Below are 19,724 nucleotides of genomic sequence, written 5' to 3' on the forward strand. Positions count from 1 at the left end.
TGACTACTTGACCCCGTACGCCCGGGTGATGGTCTGCTCGAACTTCTCACCCGACGCGCCCGTCGCGGTGACCCGCAGGGACACCCCGGCCGAGGTGGCGCGGTGCGCGACCAGCGCCGTGTAGCGGCCCTGGCCGAGTGGGACGAGCGCCAGGCGGCGCCAGGACTTCCCGTCGTCGTAGGACAGCTCGGCCGTCAGCTTGCGCGCCTGGCGGGCGGTGAAGCCGATCGGTACGGGCAGCGTCCTGTGCACCCTGCCCTCCAGGTCGGCGGGGACGTCGTAGTCCACGCCGAGCAGGGGGAGCGCCTTGGTGCCCTCGGAACGGGCGGACCTGAACGTCCACGCCGTCTGAGTGGCGGTGGCGTAGCGCCACTCCTCCGAGGTCCTGGTCGTGGCGAGCTCCAGGCGGTATTCGGCGTTCTGCGCCACGGTCTCGAACGTGCCGCGCAGGTTGGCGCGCTCCTCGACCAGTTCGCCGTCACGGTAGACGCGGGCCGTGCTGGTGTCCGGGTCGTCGCTGCCGTAGGTGTAGCCGTAGTGGCCGTCCCTGTCCACGTGTTCGGGGACGTGCAGCGAGAGCACGTCGCCCGTACGGGTGGACTCCAGCGCGGCCGGACGGACGACCGGGCCGAACCAGTACTCCTTGACGACCTCGCCCGCCCGGTACGACCGCGGCGCGTCGGTCAGGCCGCCGCGTAGCCGGCTGTTGGACTCCCAGGTCAGCGTGTGCTGGACGACGTGCTGCCACTGGGTGTCGCCGGAGCTGACGTACTCGGCCCTGCTCAGCGGTGTCGGCACGATGCGCTGGGTCTCCATCTGCACGCCCAGGTCGTAGCCCTGCCACGGACGCCAGCCGAAGCGCTGGTCCTTGCCGTAGCGCTCGCCGCCCGACTCGTGGTAGCCGGAGTTCACCAGGGCGGTGTTGCGCCAGTTCACCTCGTGCACGATCCGCTCGGGCACCCGGCCCTGGGAGACCTGCATGACCTCGTACAGGTACGGGGTGTCGAACGCGCCCTTGACCTCCAGCGTGCCGCGGCCCGCCCGCGCCTGCTTCAGCAGCTCCTGGCCACGGTCGTGCGTGATCATCAGCGTGGGCAGCGGGTCCCGGTCGCCGGTCGGCAGCCAGGGCTGCCACATCGCGCGGCCGTCAGGACCGACCACGACCGCCGCCGCCGCGCCGGCCTCGGCCAGCGCGTCGAGCTTGCCGGTCCAGTCGCCGAAGGACTCGCTGGTGATGACCGCGGCCTTGCCCTTGAGCTTGCCGCCAGTGCCGCCCGTGCCATCCGCCAGCGGCCAGCGCTTGGTGCCCTCGATCCGCGGCGACCTGATCGTCGGCCGCACCACGAGGGTGTCGCGCCCGAGCTTGGCCGTCACGCGGGGCGCGGCCAGCTGCCAGCGGGAGGCGAACTCGAAGGTGCCGTTGGTCACCGGCTTGGTGGGGGTGACCGCGAGCTGCTCGACCGAGGGGAAGTTCATGGCGCCGAGGCTGATCTTGCGGTTGCCGTACTCGCGGTAGGTGAAGTAGGTGGCGATGCCGTCCTGCGACACCGGCTGCGAGGTCCTGATCTCGATCGGGACGGCGGTCCTGGCGTCGAGGACGACCTCCAGGTCCTTGCCGACCTGCAGCTCGGGGATGACGACGAGGGAGTCGACGGGCAGCTCGTCGTGCGTCTCTCCCATGATGGCCTGCATGTGGTACGTGCCCTCCGGCACCTCCACGGTCCAGCCCTCGTCCTCTTCGAGGATGTAGCCGTAGGCGTCGTCCAGGCCGCTGGCGCCGTACAGGGCGATGATCGGCACCCGGGCGGCGCTGCCGTCGCGCTCGACGCCGGTGAAGTGCACCTTGTGCATCCGGCCGCGGCGCGTCAGCGCGATCGTGGTGTGCGCGACGGCCGTGCCGTCGGCCGTGGTGGCGGTGACGTAGCCGGCGTGCCTGCCGTGGCTCAGCTTGGTGAGGTCCACGCTGAGCTGCGTGGTCGCACGGGCTCCCGGCTCGACCGTCAGCGTCGTCGCCGACAGCGTCACGGCGCCCTCGCCGGGGACGGTCCCGTCCAGGTTGGTCAGGGCGGGGGCGAGGGTGAGCGTCACGGGGGACTCGCCGGAGTTGCGGTACGTGATCGTGCCGCCGGGGGTGCCGGTGTCGCCGTCCTCGTACACGCCCATGCTGATCGAGGCGGTGGCCGTGACCGGCTGGCGCAGGGCCCGGACCACGTCCAGACGTCCGCCGCCCTGCTGGAACGGCGTCTGACCGCCGATCGTCTTCGCCGTGGACACCAGGGCGTCCTTGAGCTGCCCTGCCGTCCAGTCGGGGTGGCGCTGGGCCAGGATCGCCGCCGCGCCCGACACGTGCGGGGTGGCCATGGAGGTGCCGTTGAGCTTGGTGTAGCGGTCGTCCACGGGCGTGCCGATGCCGGTGCCCGCGGCCCTGGCGGCCGCGATGCCGACGCCGGGCGCGGTGATGTCCGGCTTGATCGCCTCGTCCAGGCGGGGGCCGCGGCTGGAGAAGGACGCGAGCGCGTCGTTGCCGTCCACCGCTCCGACGGTCAGCGCCGAGGTGGCCGCGCCGGGAGAGCCGACCGTGTAGTCGTCACCCTCGTTGCCCGCCGCGATGACGAACAGAGCGCCGGTCTGCTCCGTCAGCGTGTCCACGGCGACGCTGAGCGGGTCGGTGCCGTCCGTGGCGCCGCCGCCGAGGCTCATGCTGATGATGTCGGCGCCACTCTCCTGGGCCGCCCACTCCATCCCGGCCAGCACCTGCGACTCCGAGCCGCTGCCCCGCTTGTCCAGCACCTTGCCGATCAGCAGCTCGGCGCCGGGGGCGACGCCCTTGCGCAGGCCGTTCGAGCCGGCGCCGGTGCCCGCCACGGTGGCGGCGACGTGGGTGCCGTGGCCGTGCTCGTCCTTGGCCGAGGGGTCGGCGGTGAAGTTCCTGGTCTGGGTGATCTTGCCCGCGACGTCGGGGTGGGTCTCGTCGATGCCGGTGTCCAGGACGGCGACCTTGACGCCCTTGCCGTCGTAGCCGTCCTGCCACGCCTGCGGCGCGCCCACCTGCGGGACGCTGTGCTCCAGCGAGGCGCTCACCTTGCCGTCCAGCCACACCTTGGCCAGCCCGTCGCGCAGCTTCGGCTCGCCGCTCTCGCTCCACAGGGTGGGCAGGGCGTCCTTGTCCGCGCGCAGGGCGCGCGCGCCGACGCTGTGCAGGGTGACGGCCTTGGCGCTCCTGTCCTTGTAGGCCAGGATGAGCGGCAGCACGTCGCTGCTCTCGTCGTCGTAACCCTGCTCGATCAGCTCACCGACGGAGAACAGCCGCTCGTCCATCAGGCCGCGCGACAGGTAGGGCACCATGTCGGCCGGCGTGATCATCAGGTCGCCGTTCTCCTCCTTGGTGAAGAACCTGACGGCCTCCCTTCCCTTTCCGGGCTCCACGGTCGCGGCGCGCTTTCCGCCGGCGAACTCCTGTACGGTCACCACGTCACCCGTGATCAGCGTGACCCGGTGCAGCTCTCCGCCTTGCGCGGGCCCTGGCTCCGCGGCCTGCGCGGGCACCGGGACGGCGAGCATCGCCAGGCCCACGCCGGCGGCGGCGAGGCGGGGGATCCATCTCATGAGCGAACCGATCTGTCGTGCTGCTTCAGTCGCTCATGAGAATGGGGGATCACGCGGGCGCGGAGGAGCCCTTTGTCCTGGGCAAATGGCGACATGTCATGAAGACGACAGCCGCCGTTCGCTCAGTTGTACTGGTAGAGACGCGTGCCCTTGCGGCGGTTCTCGTCGAACAGCGAGGCCCGGTACATGCTGATGGACAGGTCACCGTGCTCGGCCTTGCCGCACGTGCCGACGCCGGCGAGCTGGTGGATCTCGTAGCGGGTGGTCGGGTCGCCGCCGACGAAGTACTCGGCGCGGGCCTGGTAGCGGTCGGCGCCGGTGTCGCAGGCGTAGACGAAGGTGTGGCGCTCGGCGAAGCACAGGCTCGCCGCGCCCTTGGTCGAGGTGCACACCTCGGACTTGGCGCGGGCGGACGCGGGGGTGGTGCGGGAGTCGCGCTTGACCGGATATTTCGCGACATTTCGTACGGTCTTCCAGTGGCCGTGGCTGACCCTGCGGTCACCTCGGTAGAGAGCGGCCCGGAAGGTCACGACCTTGCCGATCTCCCTGCTGCCGCGTACCTCGCCCTTGCGGCCCAGGTTGTGGATGACGTACTTGGTGCCCAGGTAGCCGTTCAGGTAGTACTCGACCGCCGGATGCATGTGGTCGTCCCGGGTGTCCTCGACCGTGACCCCGGGACGGCTGCTGCTGTCGGGCCCCACGCATGCCCTGACCCCCTTGAGCCGCGCGCACACCGGCTCCGCCTCCGCCTTCGCCACCGGGGCCGCGACGGGCGCGGCGGTTTCGACTGGGGGAGCGGTTTGGACGGACGGGACCGCCGGGGCCTGCCGGATCACCGGACCGGCCGCCACCTTGGCGGCGGCCCCGTCGGCGCTGATCGCGGTGGCCGCCATGACGGCCGCGGCGATGACCATGCGACGTAATGCCACAACTTCACCAGCCTCACTTGTCACAAAATCCTGCCTGATTGTGACGCGGATAACAGCTGAGAAGTTCAGAAAACGGACGAAATCATCTAGGAGATGTTCATCAAAGGCCACGCCTGCGCCCCCGGGGAGGGACGCCGGCGCGGAACGGGAGCTTTCAGGTGAGGTTCCGCTGCTTCTTCGGGGTCACACTGGCCAGCAGCAGGAGCAGCGCGCTCTGGGCCAGCATGCCGGGCGCGAGCGGCGGCGCCGCCCCCACCGACTTCGTCAGCGCGTACCACCACTGGGTGAGCGGCGAGTAGGTGTCCCAGGCGGCGTCCATCGCACCCATGCCGTGGTTGACCGACACATGCACGAACACGCCGTACGCCGACGCCACCAGCACGACGGCGGCCAGCACGCGCGCCGCGGTGAGCGCACTGCCCGCGTCGCGCACGGCCAGCAGGATCAGCGCCACCACCAGCAGTGCCAGGGCGACCCAGGGGATCAGTTGGGTGGGGCTCTGCCAGTGACGCTCGAAGGCGAGCTCAAGAGCGGCGCCCAGAACGCCGATCACGACCAGCGCCAGCAGCCCCAGTCGCAGCACCGTGGCGCCGGCCGGAGCGCGGCGGTGGGTCGGCCGCTCGGTCGTTTCAGGGGGAGTTGAGGTCATGTGCGGGACCACCGTCCGTGCGAGGGGTCTTCGTCCGTCTCCAACGTCTCCAGGCATCCTCAGAAGAGTCTCAGCGAATTCTGAAGATCTGGTGAGAACTCGCCTTCATGTACGGCTGCACGAGATCTCCACGACATCCGCACACCGGCCTGGTGGAACGGAACGGCCGCGCGCGGTGTGCTCGGAACGTACGCCGCCAGGGAGGTCACGTGCACTCGACGCCCGCTCGCGCCGGACGGAGAGTGACCTCATGACGAAGGAGCGCCGCCATCACCCGATGATGCCCGCCGAGCACGCCGAGCGCATCCGCCGCTGGCACGAGAACGCCTACCGCGCCATGACCGAGGAAGGCGCGGCCGAGCTGACGTTTTCGTATCTGGGCAGGACCATCGTCGTGCCGCCCGGCGTGCAGCCGATCACCGGAATGTCCCACCCGCTCGGCGAGGCGGTGCTGGCCGAGGTGAGGGCGGGCGACCGGGTGCTCGACATGGGCACGGGCAGCGGGGTCAACGCCGTGCTGGCCGCGTCGAGGGCCGCCGAGGTGCTGGCGGTGGACATCAACCCCCGCGCCGTCGAGGCGGCCCGGCGCAACGCCGAACGCAACGGCGTCCACGTCGAGGTGCGCCTGAGCGACGTCTTCAGCGCCGTCGAAGGCACGTTCGACCTGATCGTCTTCGATCCGCCGTTCCGCTGGTTCGCGCCCAGGGACCTGTTCGAGGCCGCCACCACGGACGAGGACTACCGGGCCATGACCGCGTTCTTCCGCGGCGTCCGCGATCACCTCGCGCCGGGCGGGCGGATGCTGGTGTTCTTCGGCACCTCGGGGGACCTCGCGTACCTGAAGTCGCTGGCCCGCGTGGCCGGGTTCCAGGCCGAGGTCGTGGCCCACCAGGACCTTGAGAAGGACGGCTGGCGGGTCGATTACTACACGTTCCTGATGAAGGTGAGTGGCGCCGGTGGAGAACTGGATTGAGCAGCCGATCGTCGATCCGGAGATCCCCGAGGGGGACCGGCGGCGGATGGCCGTCGCGCTGCCGGCGCTGCTCGGCCGGCCCGACCCGGAGCCGCCCCGATGGGTGCGCCGCCTGTTCGCCGCCGGAGCGGTCCTGTCCGCGACCGCCGCCGTGACGCTGGCGCTGGCGGCGGTGGAGACCGGCCGCCAGAGTGCGACGTTGGCCGCCCTGATGGTGCTGTTCGTCGCGATCGTCTGCACCGGCGTCGCCCGCTCCCACGAGGGGACGCGGCTGTCCCAGCGGTACGCCGGCCGCTACGTCATCCCCGCCGGCCTCGACGACCCCGCGCTCGACCTGCTCGCCCGCGCCAGGCGGGCCGTCAGGGACGTGTCCGCCTCCCGCGCGCACCGCCTGGGCCTGCTGGACGCCGTGGCCAACGACGTCGTGCTGCCCCGGCACCTGTGGGAGATCGCCTGCCTCGTCCGCGTCCACGCCGACCTGCGGGCCGAGCAGGCCGAGGCGCTCGGCGAGGTGATGACCCCCGGCCTGGCCGCCGTGCTGCGCCCCCAGCAGGAGGCGCTGCGCCGCTCGGTGGCCGCGGTCACCGAGCGGGTGCGGGAGCTGGAGACGTACGCGGCCAAGGTCCGCGCGGCCGACTCCGCGCTGCGCGCCGGCGACCTGCGCAGGAGCGACGACAGGTACCTCGACCTGCTGGCCCGCACCGACGACACCTCCGACCTGCGCGCCCTCACCGACCAGGCCACCGCGTTGACCACCACCCTGCACCTGGACGGCCCCGCTACATGTTGATCGTGTGGTGCGGGTTCCGTTAGCACAGCACCTCGGATCTCGTCAAACAAGAGAAATAGCCCCAGCTCGGGACACGTTTCCCGAGTCTGGGGTTTCTTGTTGTTCTGGGTTGATCACGGCTGTTGTCAGCACCGGTGCTGACCTTGTGCTGACTCCGTTGGGGTAGCTCTGCGGACATGCCATGGGTGTTGCCTTGGTTGATCAGAACCGACCCACATCGCTTTCAGGTTTAGGGACTCTGTGTGGGGGGTGTGGACAGGGAATGCTTGTCTCAGATCCAGGCACAGTCCGCCGAGGTCTCATGCATCCTGGTCACCGTTCTCTCCAGCGAGAAGCGCTCCCGGAGGTACGCATGACCGAGCAGCTCCTGACAGTGAACGAACTAGCGGACTACCTCAAGAAGCCCACGTCATGGGTCTACGACAATGCGCGCGAGATCCCGCACATGCGGGTCGGCAGGGAGTACCGCTTTCGTCTCTCGGAGGTGAACCTGTGGCTGGAGGTCACTAGAGGCGGCGTTCCGCTCAAATACCTCAGGTAGGTCCTGCTGACACCGGTAGAGGAAAGCCCCCGGTTCGCCGGGGGCTTCATTCGTTGTCGGGATCGCGCTTCGCTACGAACGTGCCGCTACCGCTCCACACCTCAACCAGGCCGTCAGCCTTCAACGCCTTGAGTGCCTTCTGCGCCGTGCTGTTGGTCACGCCGTAGCTGGTCATGATCGCGTGAATGCCTGGTACTCGATCCCCGGGCACAAGGTCTCCGCGTTCAATCTGCCCCTTGATGTCCTCATAGATCTGAGGCCAGAGCGGCTTGCGCCGGTCAAGATCAGCCATGGAAGACACCGTAGGCAGCTACAGCCACCATAGATACGGGCAGCTAGCCGCGCTTTCCCTGATAAGGGCAGCTAGCTATAGCTACCATGACTGTCATGGACCAGTTCCTAGAGGACCTGCCCCCGAACCTGCGAATGCTGGTGCTCACCATGCGCCGCGTTGCCGACGAGTCCCGCAAAGCGTGGCTTGACGACCAGGAACCCTCTAGGGCTGGTCGCGACATCAACAACCAGGAAGACAGCGAATCATGATCACTCCCGATGGATGGACGATCACAAGTGGTCCCCAGGGTGGGAACTGCGTAGGCGCGCGACGAGTCGCGCGATCGACAGACGTACAAGTCTGCGAGACCGACAACCCGGAATACATCGTGCAAATCACGGACAACGGATGGAAAGGGTTTCTCGACGACATCAAGGGCGACAGTTACAAGCCCGCGATCATGGGTAAATTCGTTGCCTTCATGATCAGCGATGAGCGCCTACGCCGAGTTGCCCCCATGGTCATCACAACGGCCGACAACTGGCGGTCATTCGTCACAGGAGTCAAGGCTGGCAAGTTCGACGAACTTCCACCTGTACCGCTCGCCACTGCGTACGGCCAATGGATGACCAAGGCTTACGGAGCCGTTCCGGGAGTCGTCTAGAGACAGCCCCCGGCTGGTAGGCCCATCCTTCCCACACACCCGCTAGCCGGGGGCACCAAGGCCACTTTTGAGATGATTCATACTGATACAACCAAGATGCCCCCGTCTAAATACAGATGGGGGCTTTCTCATGCCCTGTGTCGAAGCTCCCCGACCGATGTAAACCACCGCCAAACGGCACACTATGATCATCTCACGTAAACAGGAAGTCGGGAGTAGCCATGGTGTCACCGAGCCGCATCATCGAAGCCGAGCTTTGGGGCCGTTGTGAAGATCTTCACGTCGAAGACGGCTTATACCTTGCGGCCATGATCGGAACGTTTGGAACCTTTATGAGCTACACATCAGTACCCTATCGGCCCTTTGGCGGGTGTCCGGGGTGCTGGCCGATCTCCTACCCTCTGGCGTTGAACTGGTCCCTTTCGAGGGAGAGCTAGATGAGGAGGAGGCGCTAGACGGCGTGATCGTCGTGCACTACTGGAAGGACAAAGAAAAGGGATAGCCCCCGGCCGAAGCCGGGGGCTATAAGCCGCCCTAGGCGGCACTCACCAGCTCGACCGTAGGGGGCTGGAAGGTGACCACGGGGACGGGAGCGACCTTCTTACCGGCCTGCCCAACCGTGACGGCTTGAGCCGTCCTAACGGGGTTCTCAGGGGCGCTCTGCGGAGCGCTCGGGGTCTTACCGGTGAGCATGTTCGCGAGGATTCCATGAAGCAGTTTCGCTCCTTCGGGCGAGCCCAGGTAGGCCAACACCGCCTCCTTAGTGACGGCAGGTCCTTCGGTGGCCACGGCCACCGGCTCAGGCTCAGGAAGCGTCTCAGGCTCAGGCGTGACACTCAGAGCGGCGTCGATCTCCTCCCACTCGTCATCGCTCAGGACAGGGACGACGGTCGGGTGTACCGACTCGCGGAAAACCGTAGGAGTGTCGATCACTTCCCACTCATCATCCGTGAGCGGAGCGAGCACAGAAACGGGCTCGCTGATTTCTTCGATCTCCGGCGTAACCAACTCCGGGGCTTCGATGTCTGCCGACTCATCAACCATTTCTTCATTCGTGATCGGAGTCACGTACCGGTAGATGAGGGCCGGACGGCCCCGGCCTCCCTGAGACTTTGTTACTTCGATCGTGGGTAGGCCAGCCACAGCGGCCTGAAGCTCAGAGGCACGGAGACTGAATTTCCGGTAGAGCAGCGTTGCCGGTACGCCCTCCTCACCGGCCCCCTTCACGAACTGCTCAATCTTCAGGGCAAGGGATTCCTGAGACTGTCCGCCGGACAGTTCCGGCGTGAGGTAGGTAACCGAGTCACACATGTACGCGACCAGGCCAACAGCGGCCTCAAGGTCCTGAGTGGTGATTTCGTCGCGCTGGTCTGCCAGCGCATAGAGGGCGCTCAAGCGCCACACGTAGTCAGCGGCCCTAGCTGCGAACTGTTCCATTGCCTCACGGCCGATAGAGAGGCCGTCGATCAGCTCACTGAGCTTGTCGTCCCACAGCTTGAGAGCCGTAGGGGAAACCGTGACTTCATCCGTGTTGCGAGCCGTCATGACGGCCTGACGGAATTCCCGAGCCAACGGGCGAATGAGGGCGGCCCAATCATCAGCCGAGATCTGCTCAGACAGCTTAATTTTCTTGGAGCGCTCGACGTAGAGCGGAAGGAAGCGGTTCAGGGTGCCACCGGCCTTGTCGGCCTTTCCGATGGAGCTTGCCCACTCTGTGGGGGTCACGTTGCCCACTATTGCAACGTGGGGGGCGTCCACCTGGATAACGGCTTCCTTCGTCCTGTTGGAGATAGAGGCACCTTCCCAGCTACGCCGGAGAGCCTTGCCCATGCTCTTGTACCGGGCGCTTACCTTCAGAAGGTCGGCGAACTCCTCCTCAAGCATGAGAGCCGTGCCGTTCATGTCGGCGAGAGTCGAGACGTACGCAGGCCCGCTCTGCGGGCATCCCTCAAGGATCGTGGCCTTAGACCAGTCCGGCAGTGCCGTACGAACGATGTCCAGAGCTGCCCGCGTAGCGGTGCCCTTCCTACCCTGGCCCGTGTTGCCGACAAGGACAGTCCACGTGCTGAGGGTCTGAGTCTGCGTCCCGTAGTGGACGCGCGGCCCGTTGTCGATTGCCGCAGAGAACGCGGACAGGAGGCTTGCCAGGATGCCGACAGGGTCGGCCTCAGAGTGGGGGATGAGGGTAAGGACGGCCTTGCCCAGGAAGCCAGAGAAGACGATCGGGGAGACCTGGGGACGTGCGGAGACGACGTGCTGAGACATGGGGCTGATAGCCTCTCTGTGCTGGCCCCAGGGTGCTGTTCTTGGTCGGATGGACACCTTGGGGCTGGTCTATGTCTGGGCTCACTGTGCGCTCTGAGTGGCGCGGTATCGATGAGGTGAGCGAACACAGTTGTACCATTCTTCGGAATAAGTTGTCAACCCGAATTTAATCCAATGGACTGATTTAGTTAATTGAATTCGTCCATCGCGAATTGAGCCAAAGGTCAGAGCGATGATTGACCTCAGATCGACCAGGTCTAGCTGACTCTTGAGCCGCTGAATAGCGAAATGAAAACCGGCCCGCACGCCATTGATTAATTATTTCCCCTGGCGGATGCCCTGGGGGGACCCCTTTATTGAATTGCTCGGACCCCGGCAGGCGGGGTCGCTCGCTGTGCGCGCAAGTCTGCAGCTAGTTGATGCAACTAGATTCACTATGAACTAATGCCAAAATAAAAGCCGGTTACAACTGCAACTATGCCGATGAGTATTGCCCAGCCCAGAGGTACTATCAGGATCCATGACAGATATGCCAAGGTCGCTCCAGCAGCAAAGGAACTAATCACGCACATAAAGAAAGGGCCGATGGCTTCATCCCAGATCCAGTGGACCAGTTTCGCGGAAAGTATGGCGAGGACCACAATCCCGACGATCTTAAGGAAGATCACGAACGACGGCTCGGTAGTCTGGTCGGCCTGCCGCCCCGTCTCAGGGGTATCAGATACATAGCGGGTGACCGTAATGACGGGAACGGCCTCTGCCTTTTCTCCGGCCACATCCTTGTCGTGCTCGTAAGCGAACGCGGCGATGACTACACCCACAACTGCGACCAGCAGCGCCAGGACGGCCGCAGCTTCAGCAAAAACCGTGAGCCATCGTGGTCTGGAAGACCCCTGTGTCATGCGGCCCCCAAAGGCCAAGACAGGCTACCCAATGAGACTTCAGATTCTAACGACTCGTGAGGCCGTGCTGCTCCCGCCAAGCAAAACGATCACGAGTGCCTGCGGCCGGCATCGAGCTACCAGGCACAATGCGCAGACCCAGTTGCTCGGCCGGACAGCCGAAGCATCCTTCCTGTGAGGTGGCGTGGACCGCATGACCTCACTCCGCTCACCTGGTTCGGGCACAAAAAAAGACCTCCATCCATCTGGGGGAAGGGAACCCAGACAGACGGGGGCTTGGAGGAGGTTACTTACATGCCCCGTATGGGGCCATCTCCGGCATTGCCCATACCGAAGAAATTTAATCACGTTTCTGTGCCCTGCGCCTTCTTAATTACGGCGTCTGCCAGACAACGGAGGTCTTAATCAGACCCTCGGAATTGAGGACGACAGCATCAGCGTTAGCAGGCTGAGCGCCACCGGGGAAGGAAAGAACGCGAGCGCCGTACAGGTGCAGGCAGTCAATCTGATCCGCGCGAAACTTCTCGGAAGGCTGCGTACGGAAACCAGTAAACTGGCTCGCGAACGTGGTGAAGGCAGGGTGACCCGCAAAAATATCAACGCCGGTAGGCATTGCCGTGGTGCTGAGAACAGTGAAGCCAGCGAGGCTGGCAACAACACCATTCGCAGTAGCGTCACCCTGGCCAAGGATGGAGGCGTTAGCAATATCCGAAGCGCGCAGGAGGTGACGCTTCACCTTCGGAGACACAATGACGTAGCGGCCACCTGGAACCTTATTGGTGTCCAGATCTTCCATCATGTCGAAGATGCCTTCTAGCAGAGCTTCGCCCTTAGCAGCAGACGTGGTCAGGCCACTAACATCAATCGCGGGGATGGTTGAAGCGGAAGCAGAAATGACGCCACTTACGAACGTGTCAGCCGAAAAGGCGATACCGGCAATGGTCTCCTGAGTCGCAGGTTCACTGAGAACCCCGGCCGTCTGATGCCGGTCAATATCGGTGACGTAGAAAGCGACGTAATCAGCCTGGGAGATGCGCAGGTTCTGCGCAACGGTTTCCAGGTTTTCGACGGTCATCCCGGTAGTGGCGTTATAGGCACCAACGGTGGGGCGGGTCAGGCCGTTAATTACAACCTGGTCGCCCATCTCCCGAATCACACCGTCGTATGCATTGTTGCACACGAAGCGCGATGCCCACACAAGGTTGGGGTCAAACTGCCGAAGAAGCTCGTCACTCCACATGGTGGGAACGAACTCGTGAGTACCGGCGTTAGCATAACTAGGGGCTGGAGTAATGGCCATTTAGGCATGGTCCTTTCAAAGTAGTGACCTTATCGGCGATGCCTAACGTCTAGGGGGAATTCCGTCGTGGGCTTGCCCCCAGCGCGGCCAATGCCCAAATCAGCACCGCTAGGAAATGCATGCTTAGGCGAGCCGAATCGGTCGAGAAAGTTATCGATCTTTTTGGCATCAACGGTGCCGTCTTCTCCAATGAACGACGACATGTTGACGGCTGTCATAGCCTCTGAATCAAGGTCAATGCCCCTCAGTGATGCCTGATGGGAAAGCTCGATGGAGGCAAGATTGAGACTGTGTTCCTGACGCATTTGAGCGACTGCGTTCTCTAGCTCGGTAGCCTTAGCCCTCTGGGCTTCCAGCTCCTCAGTGGCGGCTTTCCACTTGTTCTCATTGAGCCTGGAAAAGTGCTTCCAGCGGTCAGCGTCATTCTCAAACGCGGGTTCAGTCTCGTTCGTCGCATCAGCCGTTACGGCGTTGCTCTGGCCATCCATTGCGGGTTCAGCTCCAGAGGCGACAGGGGTAATGCCATTGTCCATTCCGGATCTCATTTCGTAGTGCTATGCCCTGTCGGGCTGTCGATGGAGTCTAAGTTGTGAATTAGTCACATCGCAGGGCTTCAGGGCGCTCCGTGCTGTGCATCTGTGCATCGGCTGGCTTCGCAGGCCGACGAGGAGAGAAGGCTACAAACGGGCCATCCTCATCCCAAGCAACCTGGAGAGAATCAGGATCAATGAGATGGTCAAACTCTCCGAGAATGGCCCTGGCGGCAACCTCCGCCGGATCGAGGTTCGACCGATACAGGTCCTCAAAGGTGTTGAAAGTCATGGCTAGGCTCCTATTGAAGTATATAAGCAAATGAAAGGGCCGGTTGCCTGGCCCCTTCCCTTGAAGGCGGCAACAGCGGCATCATCACTAGTAGTTATTTCGCCACAGGGGAAGTGTCACAGGTCCTTATCCCAATCGGGATTGTTCTTGAACCACTCAACCGCTTCCATCAGGGCTCCGGCGTAGTGGAGTTATGTCCTGTTTCTCGATCATGGGAGGTCGAGGACCGTGAGGGTCCGGGTGGTGTCGCGGGAGATGTGGCGGATGGCTTGGGCGATGTTGTCGGCGCCGGTCAGGCGTAGGGCACCGATGGCGAGGTTGCGCAGGCTGGCCATGGCGCGTGGAGCGTTGCCGGTGCGGACTCGGCTGTGGTCTTCGGCGTAGGTGACGTCGCGGACGTAATGCAGTCGGTTCTCGATGCTCCAATGGCCGCGGATCCAGGCGGCCAGGTCCGCGGGAGGCGCCTGCCAGGCGGGAAGATTGGTGATCGCATACACGGTCACGGTCCGCCATCTGCCCGTGCTGCCGTCTCTGACCTGGCGTTTGATCTGCATCGCCTGGACGGCATGGGGGAACAGCAGGCCGGTGGTGACGGTGACGACCTTGAGGGTGCGGCGCTCTTCACGTCCGTGCCCGCGGTCACGTTCGCGGTGCTGGACGGGGATCTGTTTCCAGGACAGCCGCTTGACCTGCGCGTACAGGCTGGGCTGGTTCTTCTTGACGATCAGCACGTAGTGGGCCCGTTTCTGCTCGATGAGGAAGGCGGCGTGCTCGCGCTGGGTGTGCAGGGCATCGGCGGTGACCACGCGATCGTCCAGATCGAGGCGCTCCAGCAGAGGCTGGAAGCGGGTGATCTCGTTGGTCTTGCCGTCCACGTCGGTCTGCGCGAGCACCAGGCCGCTGACGTGGTCGAAGGCGGCCAGCAGATGCACGGGCTCACCGCCGCTGTTGCGTGCACCGCGCAGTGCCTTGCCGTCCACGGCCACGGCCTGGCGACGCGCACGAGCCGGGCCGTCCATAGTGGTGCCGGCCGTGGCGGCTCGCCCGGCCAGCCAGGAGCAGACCGCCGCATCCAGGGCATCGGTGTCGACCTGCTCGAACAGCCGCCGCACGGTGGACTCATCCGGCGGCTGCCACGCCCGGCTCAGCGGATCCCACCGGACGCCGAGGACGGCCATCACCTGGGCAGGGGCATCAGCGATCCACTCACCGATCGCGGTGAACGAGCGCGCGCCGGCCAGCACCGCAGCCGCGGCACCGGCCAGTAACGACGCCAGCGCATGCCGGACACCACGCGGATCACGGGGGTCGGGAAGGCGCTGGAAACACTCCAGCAGGCTGAGGCAATCAGCAGCGGAGGCGGCCACCGGCCCATGCTCGGCCAGTTGGCCAAGGGCAGCACTGATCGGCAATGATGAGGGGACAGGCACGGTCTTCTCTGGTGATCATAGGCGTCGAGAACCTCATGATCTCGAAGGTCGTGCCTGCTCTCGTCCCTGGGCACGTCTCCGGGCCCCTCTTGCAGCCCCGGCACAATCACTCCGCGAAACAGACACTCAGGCCGTTACCGATACCTCGCCGTGGCCCTGCCGCTTCCATATCGGATGAGAGGTCACGATAGGCAAGGTTCCCCGTGCGTCCTTCAGATGGGCCTGTCTGCCCTGTCCTAAGACTCGACTCACGGCCATGTACGCTCAGGCCGCTCTCGGCTACCTCGTGATCGCTCATGCCCCTCAGGGCGTTTCTACAGCGTCGAGCCTGCCGGGAGGCCCGTAGGCGCTGCCGTTCCCCACGCCGGTCTCTAGAAGCATCCTGAGCCTTCTTGGCGGCCCGGGAACATTGAGGCGTGCAGTAGGACCGTTTACGACCCCAACCTTTGTACTCATAAACGATCGTTTGCCCACATGATGAGCGCTTGCAAGTGAGCGTGATAATTGGCAATCAAAACCCCTTCTCTGCAAATCCTTCCATGCGGTCATCCCCCTTCTGAGCTGGGATGAAGCAGCAGCCGGCAAACCCATTTCCTTAGGTCACTTAAGCGGCAAGCGAACCAGACCTCGGAACAAAGCCTTGCCGTTCACGCTTCACGCGTTCACGCCTAATCTCGCTCTCAACAAACACGCCCAACTCTTGGGCTAGCTGGTCCAGGTACTCCCGATTAACGTCAAGACACCGGTACAGATCTCCGCCCTTAGGGCCGGAGCCCCTCTCAACTTCAGCCAGGCCGAACCCAGCCAGCCGCTTGAGGGCGGCCCTCACCGAGTGTCTAGGCAGCCCCGTAACCTTGGCTGCATCGGAGATGGACAACCAGTCCCTTTCCAACTTCCAATAGATCTCACTGGGCCTCCCCGAGAGGCCCTTACTAGACCTGAATAGCTCATGGTCTTGCAAGATGCGTGAGTTAACTAGGACATACTCATTCCTGGGGGGACAGAAAGAGTGTGTCCTAATCTCGTTACACTTCTGGAGGTTCAACCAGTAGATTGAAGCTCTCCCATCCTCGGGAGAGCCCTTGAACTTCGTCTCAATCCATCCATTGTCTCTAAGCCTTTTGAGGGCATTGGAAACCGTGGTTTTAGCCTTGCCTGTGGCAAGGTGTAGATCTCTAATGCTGGCCAATGGGGCAATGGTGGTATACCTGATGCTGATCTCAATCAGGCCCATGAGTATCGCCCTGTCAGATGAGCCCGTTCTACCGGGCCACGGAAACCATTCTGCTACATCTAAAAATTCGCTAAGTTGCAGGACGACTTTTTCCGTATCGAACCCCGGCTTTACTCCGTTCGCATCGATCCACCGTTGCACGTTGTCGTAAGTGTCCTCTAGCGCTCTTGCTGCCAGTCCCCTGCTGTGTCGCTCCTCAATCTCCTGATACTTCTCACCTCCTTTGTTTCTCGGATCGAGCATGAGGGTCACGTAAGAATCCCGAGATAGGCCGCCATGGATCGCTCCGACCGCGATAGCGGCAGCGAGCTTGTGACGTGCTGGCGTGCCGTCAGGCATCACATACCGGCCCTGGAAGTCTCCCTCTCGCAGTAGTCGGGTGTACCAAGGTGTGAGCCCGTTGCGACTCTCGTACGAATTAAATATTTCCAGGGCTTCCGAGACAGTCTGCGGCTCAACCAGAGCCACGGGAAGCCCAAGCCTGTGGGGAGAAAGCGGCGGCCGTGTGGTCATGATCCGTCCGGTGCCCTGGCTCCTCCGGATGCTCCCCGAAGGGAAGTCATAGTTAGCGATCAACTCGGCATGAAACTCATTGGCCGATACGTCCGGGGGAAGCACGACCCACAGATGCCCGTGACCCTCACGGCCTGACTGAGTGAGCACACAGCGAGCCCCTAGCCGCTCCTCAGCCCACTTTTTGACCTTCCGCCCTAACTCGAAAAGCTCTGACCCGTCCAAGTCCAATGGGACGATATGCGGTTTGGGATCAACCGCGAACGCATATCCCGATTCGACAGCATCGGGGATTCGTACCCAGCCGTCCTTATCGTTGTCGGAGTTGATAATAAGAGCCCCACCGCCGACCTTGGCAACGGCCAAGGCCAGCGACAGGACATCACTTGAGTTCACCGCGTGACTTCCAAGAAGCGGATGTAGTTCACACTGTCTTCCACTATGACTTCTAGATATTCACCTCTCGATGGCATGCAGGCCCTTGCCTGAGCGAGCACGTCCTCGCCCGCGCCTAGCGAATACGTCAATTCCCAAAGAACCCCATTCACATTTTCGGTCCGTGCAACCTGGACATCATCCAAATCAAAAATAACGGTGCGAGTGTCCATCAAGTTTTCATGCATTGCGCTCTCCTGCTTTCGTCATGTTGTTGTTCCAGTACGCCGTCACGCTTCCTGGCATTCAAGCCAGGACTCCACGTTGCGTTCACGGAACCTGAGTGTTCGGCCTACTCGGTGCGCCTTCAGGCCCCATGCGCGCCACCGGTCGTACACCGTGGCCTTGGGCACACCCAGATGGTCGGCCACCTCTTGTACCGACATCAGCCGGTTGCTTCCTCCACTGGTCAAGAGCACTCCCTCCGTCGCTGGCGTCGCTCGTTTCGAGCCGGTGCCTCAACCGTACAGCACGCAGACCTTGGCGCAAGCCATGTGCAGCGTGGTACCGTGAATGCATGACATCAACCGACACGCCCGCTCAGCGCGGGCCGTACCAGATCGACCCAGGCCGCTATGGCTGGACACTCCCTGAGCGCTGGACGCTCTACGCCGACACCCCTGACGGCATCCCCACCGAGATCCGCGCCACCTACTTCATCGATGGCGTAGAGGTCACCTTCATGGCGCAACCCCGCTGGATCACCAACGGGCCGCTTCGCGTCACTCTCGACATCACGCCCTACGACACCGAATCAGCGGAACGCGCCCTCGACACAGACGGCATCACTGTGCAAGTCCTCCGCTCCGTTCCCTTGGGGGAAGCACGGCGCATCATCGGCGAATGGGGTGATCGCATCCGCGAGCGCTTCTACCCTGAACTCCTCCCACTGCCGATCCCGTCGAGAGTCGAGAGCGAGCACGATTACGCCCTCGTGGCGGGGGCCTACGTCCAGCTCACTCACAGGGGAGAGCGCAAGCCCGTACAAGCCATGGCCGAAGCCGCAGGCGTAGGGCGCGACACCATGAGCGCACGCATCCGACGTGCCCGAGAGATGGGTCTCCTCGTCACCTACGGCCCGGGTAAGCCGGGCGGCGAACTTACTCCCAAAGCTGCGGCCCTCCTGACTGAGCTACGGGAAGGAAACAAATAAAGATGGCCAGCCTGATCAAGAAATGCGAGTGCGCCGAACACAAGGCCGGACGCACGCTCAACCTCCGGACCGCCGACGACCGCAAGACCGCCGAACGACTCTGGGGCAAGTGTCAACACTCCTGGGTTGTCCGCTATCGGCTCGGTGGGCATGGCACCAAGCAGCAGGAGCAGTCCTACCCCCACGACATGAAGCGCGACGCCGAAGCGTTCATCCTGGAGATCAAGTCCGACAAGGTCAGCGGTCTACGCCGCACGATCGATCCCAAGGCGGGAGCGGTCGCCTTCGCCGACTACGCGGACAAGTGGTTAACCGGGCGCGTCGGACTGTCGGGTAAGAGCCTGGAGATCTATGGCGGGGCACTGAAGAACCAAATCAATCCAGTCTTCGGGCACCTCCGCCTCAACGCCATCACACGGCAGACGATCAAGAACTTCGTCTCGGCGCTGATCAAGACCGGGTATGCGCCAAACACCATTCACAGCGCCTTCACGGTGGTTAGCGCGATCTTCGGCGAAGCGGTCAAGGACAAGCTCATCCCCGAGTCGCCTTGCACGGACATCGAACTGCCCAGCACGGCTCAGAAACAGGAGTTCCTGGTTCCCTCCTGGACACAGATCAAGAACCTCGCCGACTCCATGCCAGCCCAATGGGCAGCGATGGTATGGCTCATGGCAGGGTGCGGCCTCAGAGTGTCCGAGGCGTTTGCAGTCGCCGAGGGGTGCTTGATGTTCGGCGGCCGGAGACTGCGCATCCACGAGCAGGTGACCCGGAAGCGCCTGCTAGGCCCTCTCAAGCACAGAGAGGAAGGCGACTACCGAGACATGCCACTGCCCCCGTTCGTCCACGCCGCCATCACCGCGCACATCGAAACTCACGGGACCGCAGATGGGTACCTGTTCCAGGCGGCCAGGGGCGGTTGGATCCGGTACGACACCTTCCGAGTGGCCTTCGCCGCCGCAGTCAAGGCGGCGGGTCTTCCCGAGGACTTCACACCTCACGGCCTCCGCCACGCCTACGCATCCATGCAACTAGCTCAGGGCATCCCCATCACGGACGTATCCCGATGGCTGGGTCACCAAGACATCGGGATCACATTCCGAACGTACGGCCACCTCGTGGACGAGGCGTGGGATAGAGCGCTCGACGTGATGCAAGCCGCCTACCAGACAGGCACCGCCGAAGCCGCCGTAGCCGCGTGCTGACTTCGTGCTGACCACGGAGACTCGGAAATGCCTGTCTAC

The 19,724-nt window shown here is 63.8% G+C and carries 20 protein-coding genes; 7 read left to right on the plus strand and 13 right to left on the minus strand.

From position 1 onward, the window contains the following. Positions 1-3 precede the first annotated feature (3 nt). From AB0C28_RS49040 to AB0C28_RS49050, 3 genes are all read right to left on the minus strand, one after another. The gene (locus AB0C28_RS49040; protein ID WP_358083309.1) at positions 4-3,606 is read right to left on the minus strand and encodes a S8 family peptidase; all 3,603 of its coding nucleotides are present in this window, start codon (positions 3,604-3,606) and stop codon (positions 4-6) included. Positions 3,607-3,728: 122 nt separating this feature from the next. Continuing rightward, positions 3,729-4,520 carry a hypothetical protein gene (locus AB0C28_RS49045; RefSeq protein ID WP_358083312.1) on the minus strand — a complete coding sequence of 264 codons (792 nt, stop codon included), beginning with the start codon at positions 4,518-4,520 and terminating at the stop codon, positions 3,729-3,731. A gap of 169 nt (positions 4,521-4,689) precedes the next feature. Beyond that, positions 4,690-5,184 carry a hypothetical protein gene (locus AB0C28_RS49050; RefSeq protein WP_357861925.1) on the minus strand — a complete coding sequence of 165 codons (495 nt, stop codon included), beginning with the start codon at positions 5,182-5,184 and terminating at the stop codon, positions 4,690-4,692. 250 nt (positions 5,185-5,434) lie between these two features. Here AB0C28_RS49050 and AB0C28_RS49055 point away from each other — a divergent pair, with 250 nt between their 5' ends. The 3 genes from AB0C28_RS49055 (at position 5,435) to AB0C28_RS49065 (ending at position 7,488) form a co-directional block, all read left to right on the plus strand. Beyond that, complete coding sequence (locus AB0C28_RS49055) at positions 5,435-6,157, plus strand: methyltransferase (protein ID WP_358083314.1); 723 nt, start codon at positions 5,435-5,437, stop codon at positions 6,155-6,157. Beyond that, complete coding sequence (locus AB0C28_RS49060) at positions 6,141-6,947, plus strand: hypothetical protein (protein ID WP_358083317.1); 807 nt, start codon at positions 6,141-6,143, stop codon at positions 6,945-6,947. The genes AB0C28_RS49055 and AB0C28_RS49060 overlap by 17 nt, the downstream gene beginning before the upstream one ends. A 352-nt stretch (positions 6,948-7,299) precedes the next feature. Continuing rightward, the gene (locus tag AB0C28_RS49065; protein WP_358083319.1) at positions 7,300-7,488 is read left to right on the plus strand and encodes a helix-turn-helix domain-containing protein; all 189 of its coding nucleotides are present in this window, start codon (positions 7,300-7,302) and stop codon (positions 7,486-7,488) included. 46 nt (positions 7,489-7,534) lie between these two features. On the opposite strand, the gene AB0C28_RS49070 is transcribed toward AB0C28_RS49065, so the two are convergent. After that, a complete protein-coding gene (locus AB0C28_RS49070; RefSeq protein WP_358083322.1) occupies positions 7,535-7,780 on the minus strand; it encodes a winged helix-turn-helix domain-containing protein in 246 nt (81 codons plus the stop codon). Between the two features lie 95 nt (positions 7,781-7,875). Between AB0C28_RS49070 and AB0C28_RS49075 the strand changes: the two genes are divergently transcribed. Together AB0C28_RS49075 and AB0C28_RS49080 are read left to right on the plus strand one after the other, a co-directional pair. Then, positions 7,876-8,031 (plus strand): hypothetical protein, encoded by a 156-nt coding sequence (locus AB0C28_RS49075; protein WP_358083325.1) that lies wholly within the window; start codon positions 7,876-7,878, stop codon positions 8,029-8,031. A gap of 119 nt (positions 8,032-8,150) precedes the next feature. Beyond that, positions 8,151-8,426: a hypothetical protein gene (locus tag AB0C28_RS49080; RefSeq protein ID WP_358083328.1), complete on the plus strand. Its 276-nt coding sequence runs from the start codon at positions 8,151-8,153 to the stop codon at positions 8,424-8,426. A 534-nt stretch (positions 8,427-8,960) separates the two neighbouring features. Here AB0C28_RS49080 and AB0C28_RS49085 read toward each other — a convergent pair. The 9 genes from AB0C28_RS49085 to AB0C28_RS49125 all read right to left on the minus strand — a co-directional run bounded on the left by AB0C28_RS49085 (position 8,961) and on the right by AB0C28_RS49125 (position 17,713). Beyond that, positions 8,961-10,691: a DUF3987 domain-containing protein gene (locus AB0C28_RS49085; protein ID WP_358083331.1), complete on the minus strand. Its 1,731-nt coding sequence runs from the start codon at positions 10,689-10,691 to the stop codon at positions 8,961-8,963. A 434-nt stretch (positions 10,692-11,125) separates the two neighbouring features. Next, positions 11,126-11,593 (minus strand): hypothetical protein, encoded by a 468-nt coding sequence (locus AB0C28_RS49090; RefSeq protein WP_358083334.1) that lies wholly within the window; start codon positions 11,591-11,593, stop codon positions 11,126-11,128. Between the two features lie 373 nt (positions 11,594-11,966). Continuing rightward, positions 11,967-12,833 (minus strand): hypothetical protein, encoded by an 867-nt coding sequence (locus tag AB0C28_RS49095; protein WP_358083337.1) that lies wholly within the window; start codon positions 12,831-12,833, stop codon positions 11,967-11,969. An 89-nt stretch (positions 12,834-12,922) separates the two neighbouring features. Further along, entirely contained in the window at positions 12,923-13,426 is a 504-nt protein-coding gene (locus tag AB0C28_RS49100) for a hypothetical protein (protein WP_358083340.1), read from the minus strand. Between the two features lie 61 nt (positions 13,427-13,487). After that, entirely contained in the window at positions 13,488-13,715 is a 228-nt protein-coding gene (locus AB0C28_RS49105) for a hypothetical protein (protein WP_358083342.1), read from the minus strand. 209 nt (positions 13,716-13,924) lie between these two features. Then, a complete protein-coding gene (locus AB0C28_RS49110) occupies positions 13,925-15,082 on the minus strand; it encodes an ISAs1 family transposase (protein ID WP_358083346.1) in 1,158 nt (385 codons plus the stop codon). Between the two features lie 667 nt (positions 15,083-15,749). Continuing rightward, positions 15,750-17,288 carry a MarR family transcriptional regulator gene (locus tag AB0C28_RS49115; RefSeq protein ID WP_358083350.1) on the minus strand — a complete coding sequence of 513 codons (1,539 nt, stop codon included), beginning with the start codon at positions 17,286-17,288 and terminating at the stop codon, positions 15,750-15,752. Continuing rightward, positions 17,285-17,515 (minus strand): hypothetical protein, encoded by a 231-nt coding sequence (locus AB0C28_RS49120; protein WP_358083353.1) that lies wholly within the window; start codon positions 17,513-17,515, stop codon positions 17,285-17,287. Before AB0C28_RS49120 ends, AB0C28_RS49115 begins: the two co-directional genes overlap by 4 nt. A 42-nt stretch (positions 17,516-17,557) precedes the next feature. Further along, positions 17,558-17,713, minus strand: coding sequence for a helix-turn-helix domain-containing protein (locus tag AB0C28_RS49125; protein ID WP_358083429.1), 156 nt, complete (start codon positions 17,711-17,713; stop codon positions 17,558-17,560). 131 nt (positions 17,714-17,844) lie between these two features. On the opposite strand from AB0C28_RS49125, the gene AB0C28_RS49130 reads away from it, so the two are divergent. Together AB0C28_RS49130 and AB0C28_RS49135 are read left to right on the plus strand one after the other, a co-directional pair. Next, positions 17,845-18,480 carry a hypothetical protein gene (locus AB0C28_RS49130; protein ID WP_358083356.1) on the plus strand — a complete coding sequence of 212 codons (636 nt, stop codon included), beginning with the start codon at positions 17,845-17,847 and terminating at the stop codon, positions 18,478-18,480. A 2-nt stretch (positions 18,481-18,482) separates the two neighbouring features. Continuing rightward, the gene (locus AB0C28_RS49135) at positions 18,483-19,685 is read left to right on the plus strand and encodes a tyrosine-type recombinase/integrase (protein WP_358083359.1); all 1,203 of its coding nucleotides are present in this window, start codon (positions 18,483-18,485) and stop codon (positions 19,683-19,685) included. Positions 19,686-19,724: the final 39 nt, after the last annotated feature.

Origin of the sequence: Nonomuraea sp. NPDC048892 (genome assembly GCF_040649735.1) — a bacterium.
Lineage (GTDB): Bacteria > Actinomycetota > Actinomycetes > Streptosporangiales > Streptosporangiaceae > Nonomuraea > Nonomuraea maheshkhaliensis.

Coding starts and splice junctions, on each gene's coding strand:
- AB0C28_RS49040 (WP_358083309.1), bottom strand. CDS start 3,606: ATGAGATGGATCCCCCGCCTCGCCGCCGCCGGCGTGGGCCTGGCGATG.
- AB0C28_RS49045 (WP_358083312.1), bottom strand. CDS start 4,520: ATGGTCATCGCCGCGGCCGTCATGGCGGCCACCGCGATCAGCGCCGAC.
- AB0C28_RS49050 (WP_357861925.1), bottom strand. CDS start 5,184: ATGACCTCAACTCCCCCTGAAACGACCGAGCGGCCGACCCACCGCCGC.
- AB0C28_RS49055 (WP_358083314.1), top strand. CDS start 5,435: ATGACGAAGGAGCGCCGCCATCACCCGATGATGCCCGCCGAGCACGCC.
- AB0C28_RS49065 (WP_358083319.1), top strand. CDS start 7,300: ATGACCGAGCAGCTCCTGACAGTGAACGAACTAGCGGACTACCTCAAG.
- AB0C28_RS49070 (WP_358083322.1), bottom strand. CDS start 7,780: ATGGCTGATCTTGACCGGCGCAAGCCGCTCTGGCCTCAGATCTATGAG.
- AB0C28_RS49075 (WP_358083325.1), top strand. CDS start 7,876: ATGGACCAGTTCCTAGAGGACCTGCCCCCGAACCTGCGAATGCTGGTG.
- AB0C28_RS49085 (WP_358083331.1), bottom strand. CDS start 10,691: ATGTCTCAGCACGTCGTCTCCGCACGTCCCCAGGTCTCCCCGATCGTC.
- AB0C28_RS49090 (WP_358083334.1), bottom strand. CDS start 11,593: ATGACACAGGGGTCTTCCAGACCACGATGGCTCACGGTTTTTGCTGAA.
- AB0C28_RS49095 (WP_358083337.1), bottom strand. CDS start 12,833: ATGTGGAGTGACGAGCTTCTTCGGCAGTTTGACCCCAACCTTGTGTGG.
- AB0C28_RS49100 (WP_358083340.1), bottom strand. CDS start 13,426: ATGGACAATGGCATTACCCCTGTCGCCTCTGGAGCTGAACCCGCAATG.
- AB0C28_RS49105 (WP_358083342.1), bottom strand. CDS start 13,715: ATGACTTTCAACACCTTTGAGGACCTGTATCGGTCGAACCTCGATCCG.
- AB0C28_RS49120 (WP_358083353.1), bottom strand. CDS start 17,515: ATGCATGAAAACTTGATGGACACTCGCACCGTTATTTTTGATTTGGAT.
- AB0C28_RS49125 (WP_358083429.1), bottom strand. CDS start 17,713: ATGTCGGTACAAGAGGTGGCCGACCATCTGGGTGTGCCCAAGGCCACG.
- AB0C28_RS49130 (WP_358083356.1), top strand. CDS start 17,845: ATGACATCAACCGACACGCCCGCTCAGCGCGGGCCGTACCAGATCGAC.
- AB0C28_RS49135 (WP_358083359.1), top strand. CDS start 18,483: ATGGCCAGCCTGATCAAGAAATGCGAGTGCGCCGAACACAAGGCCGGA.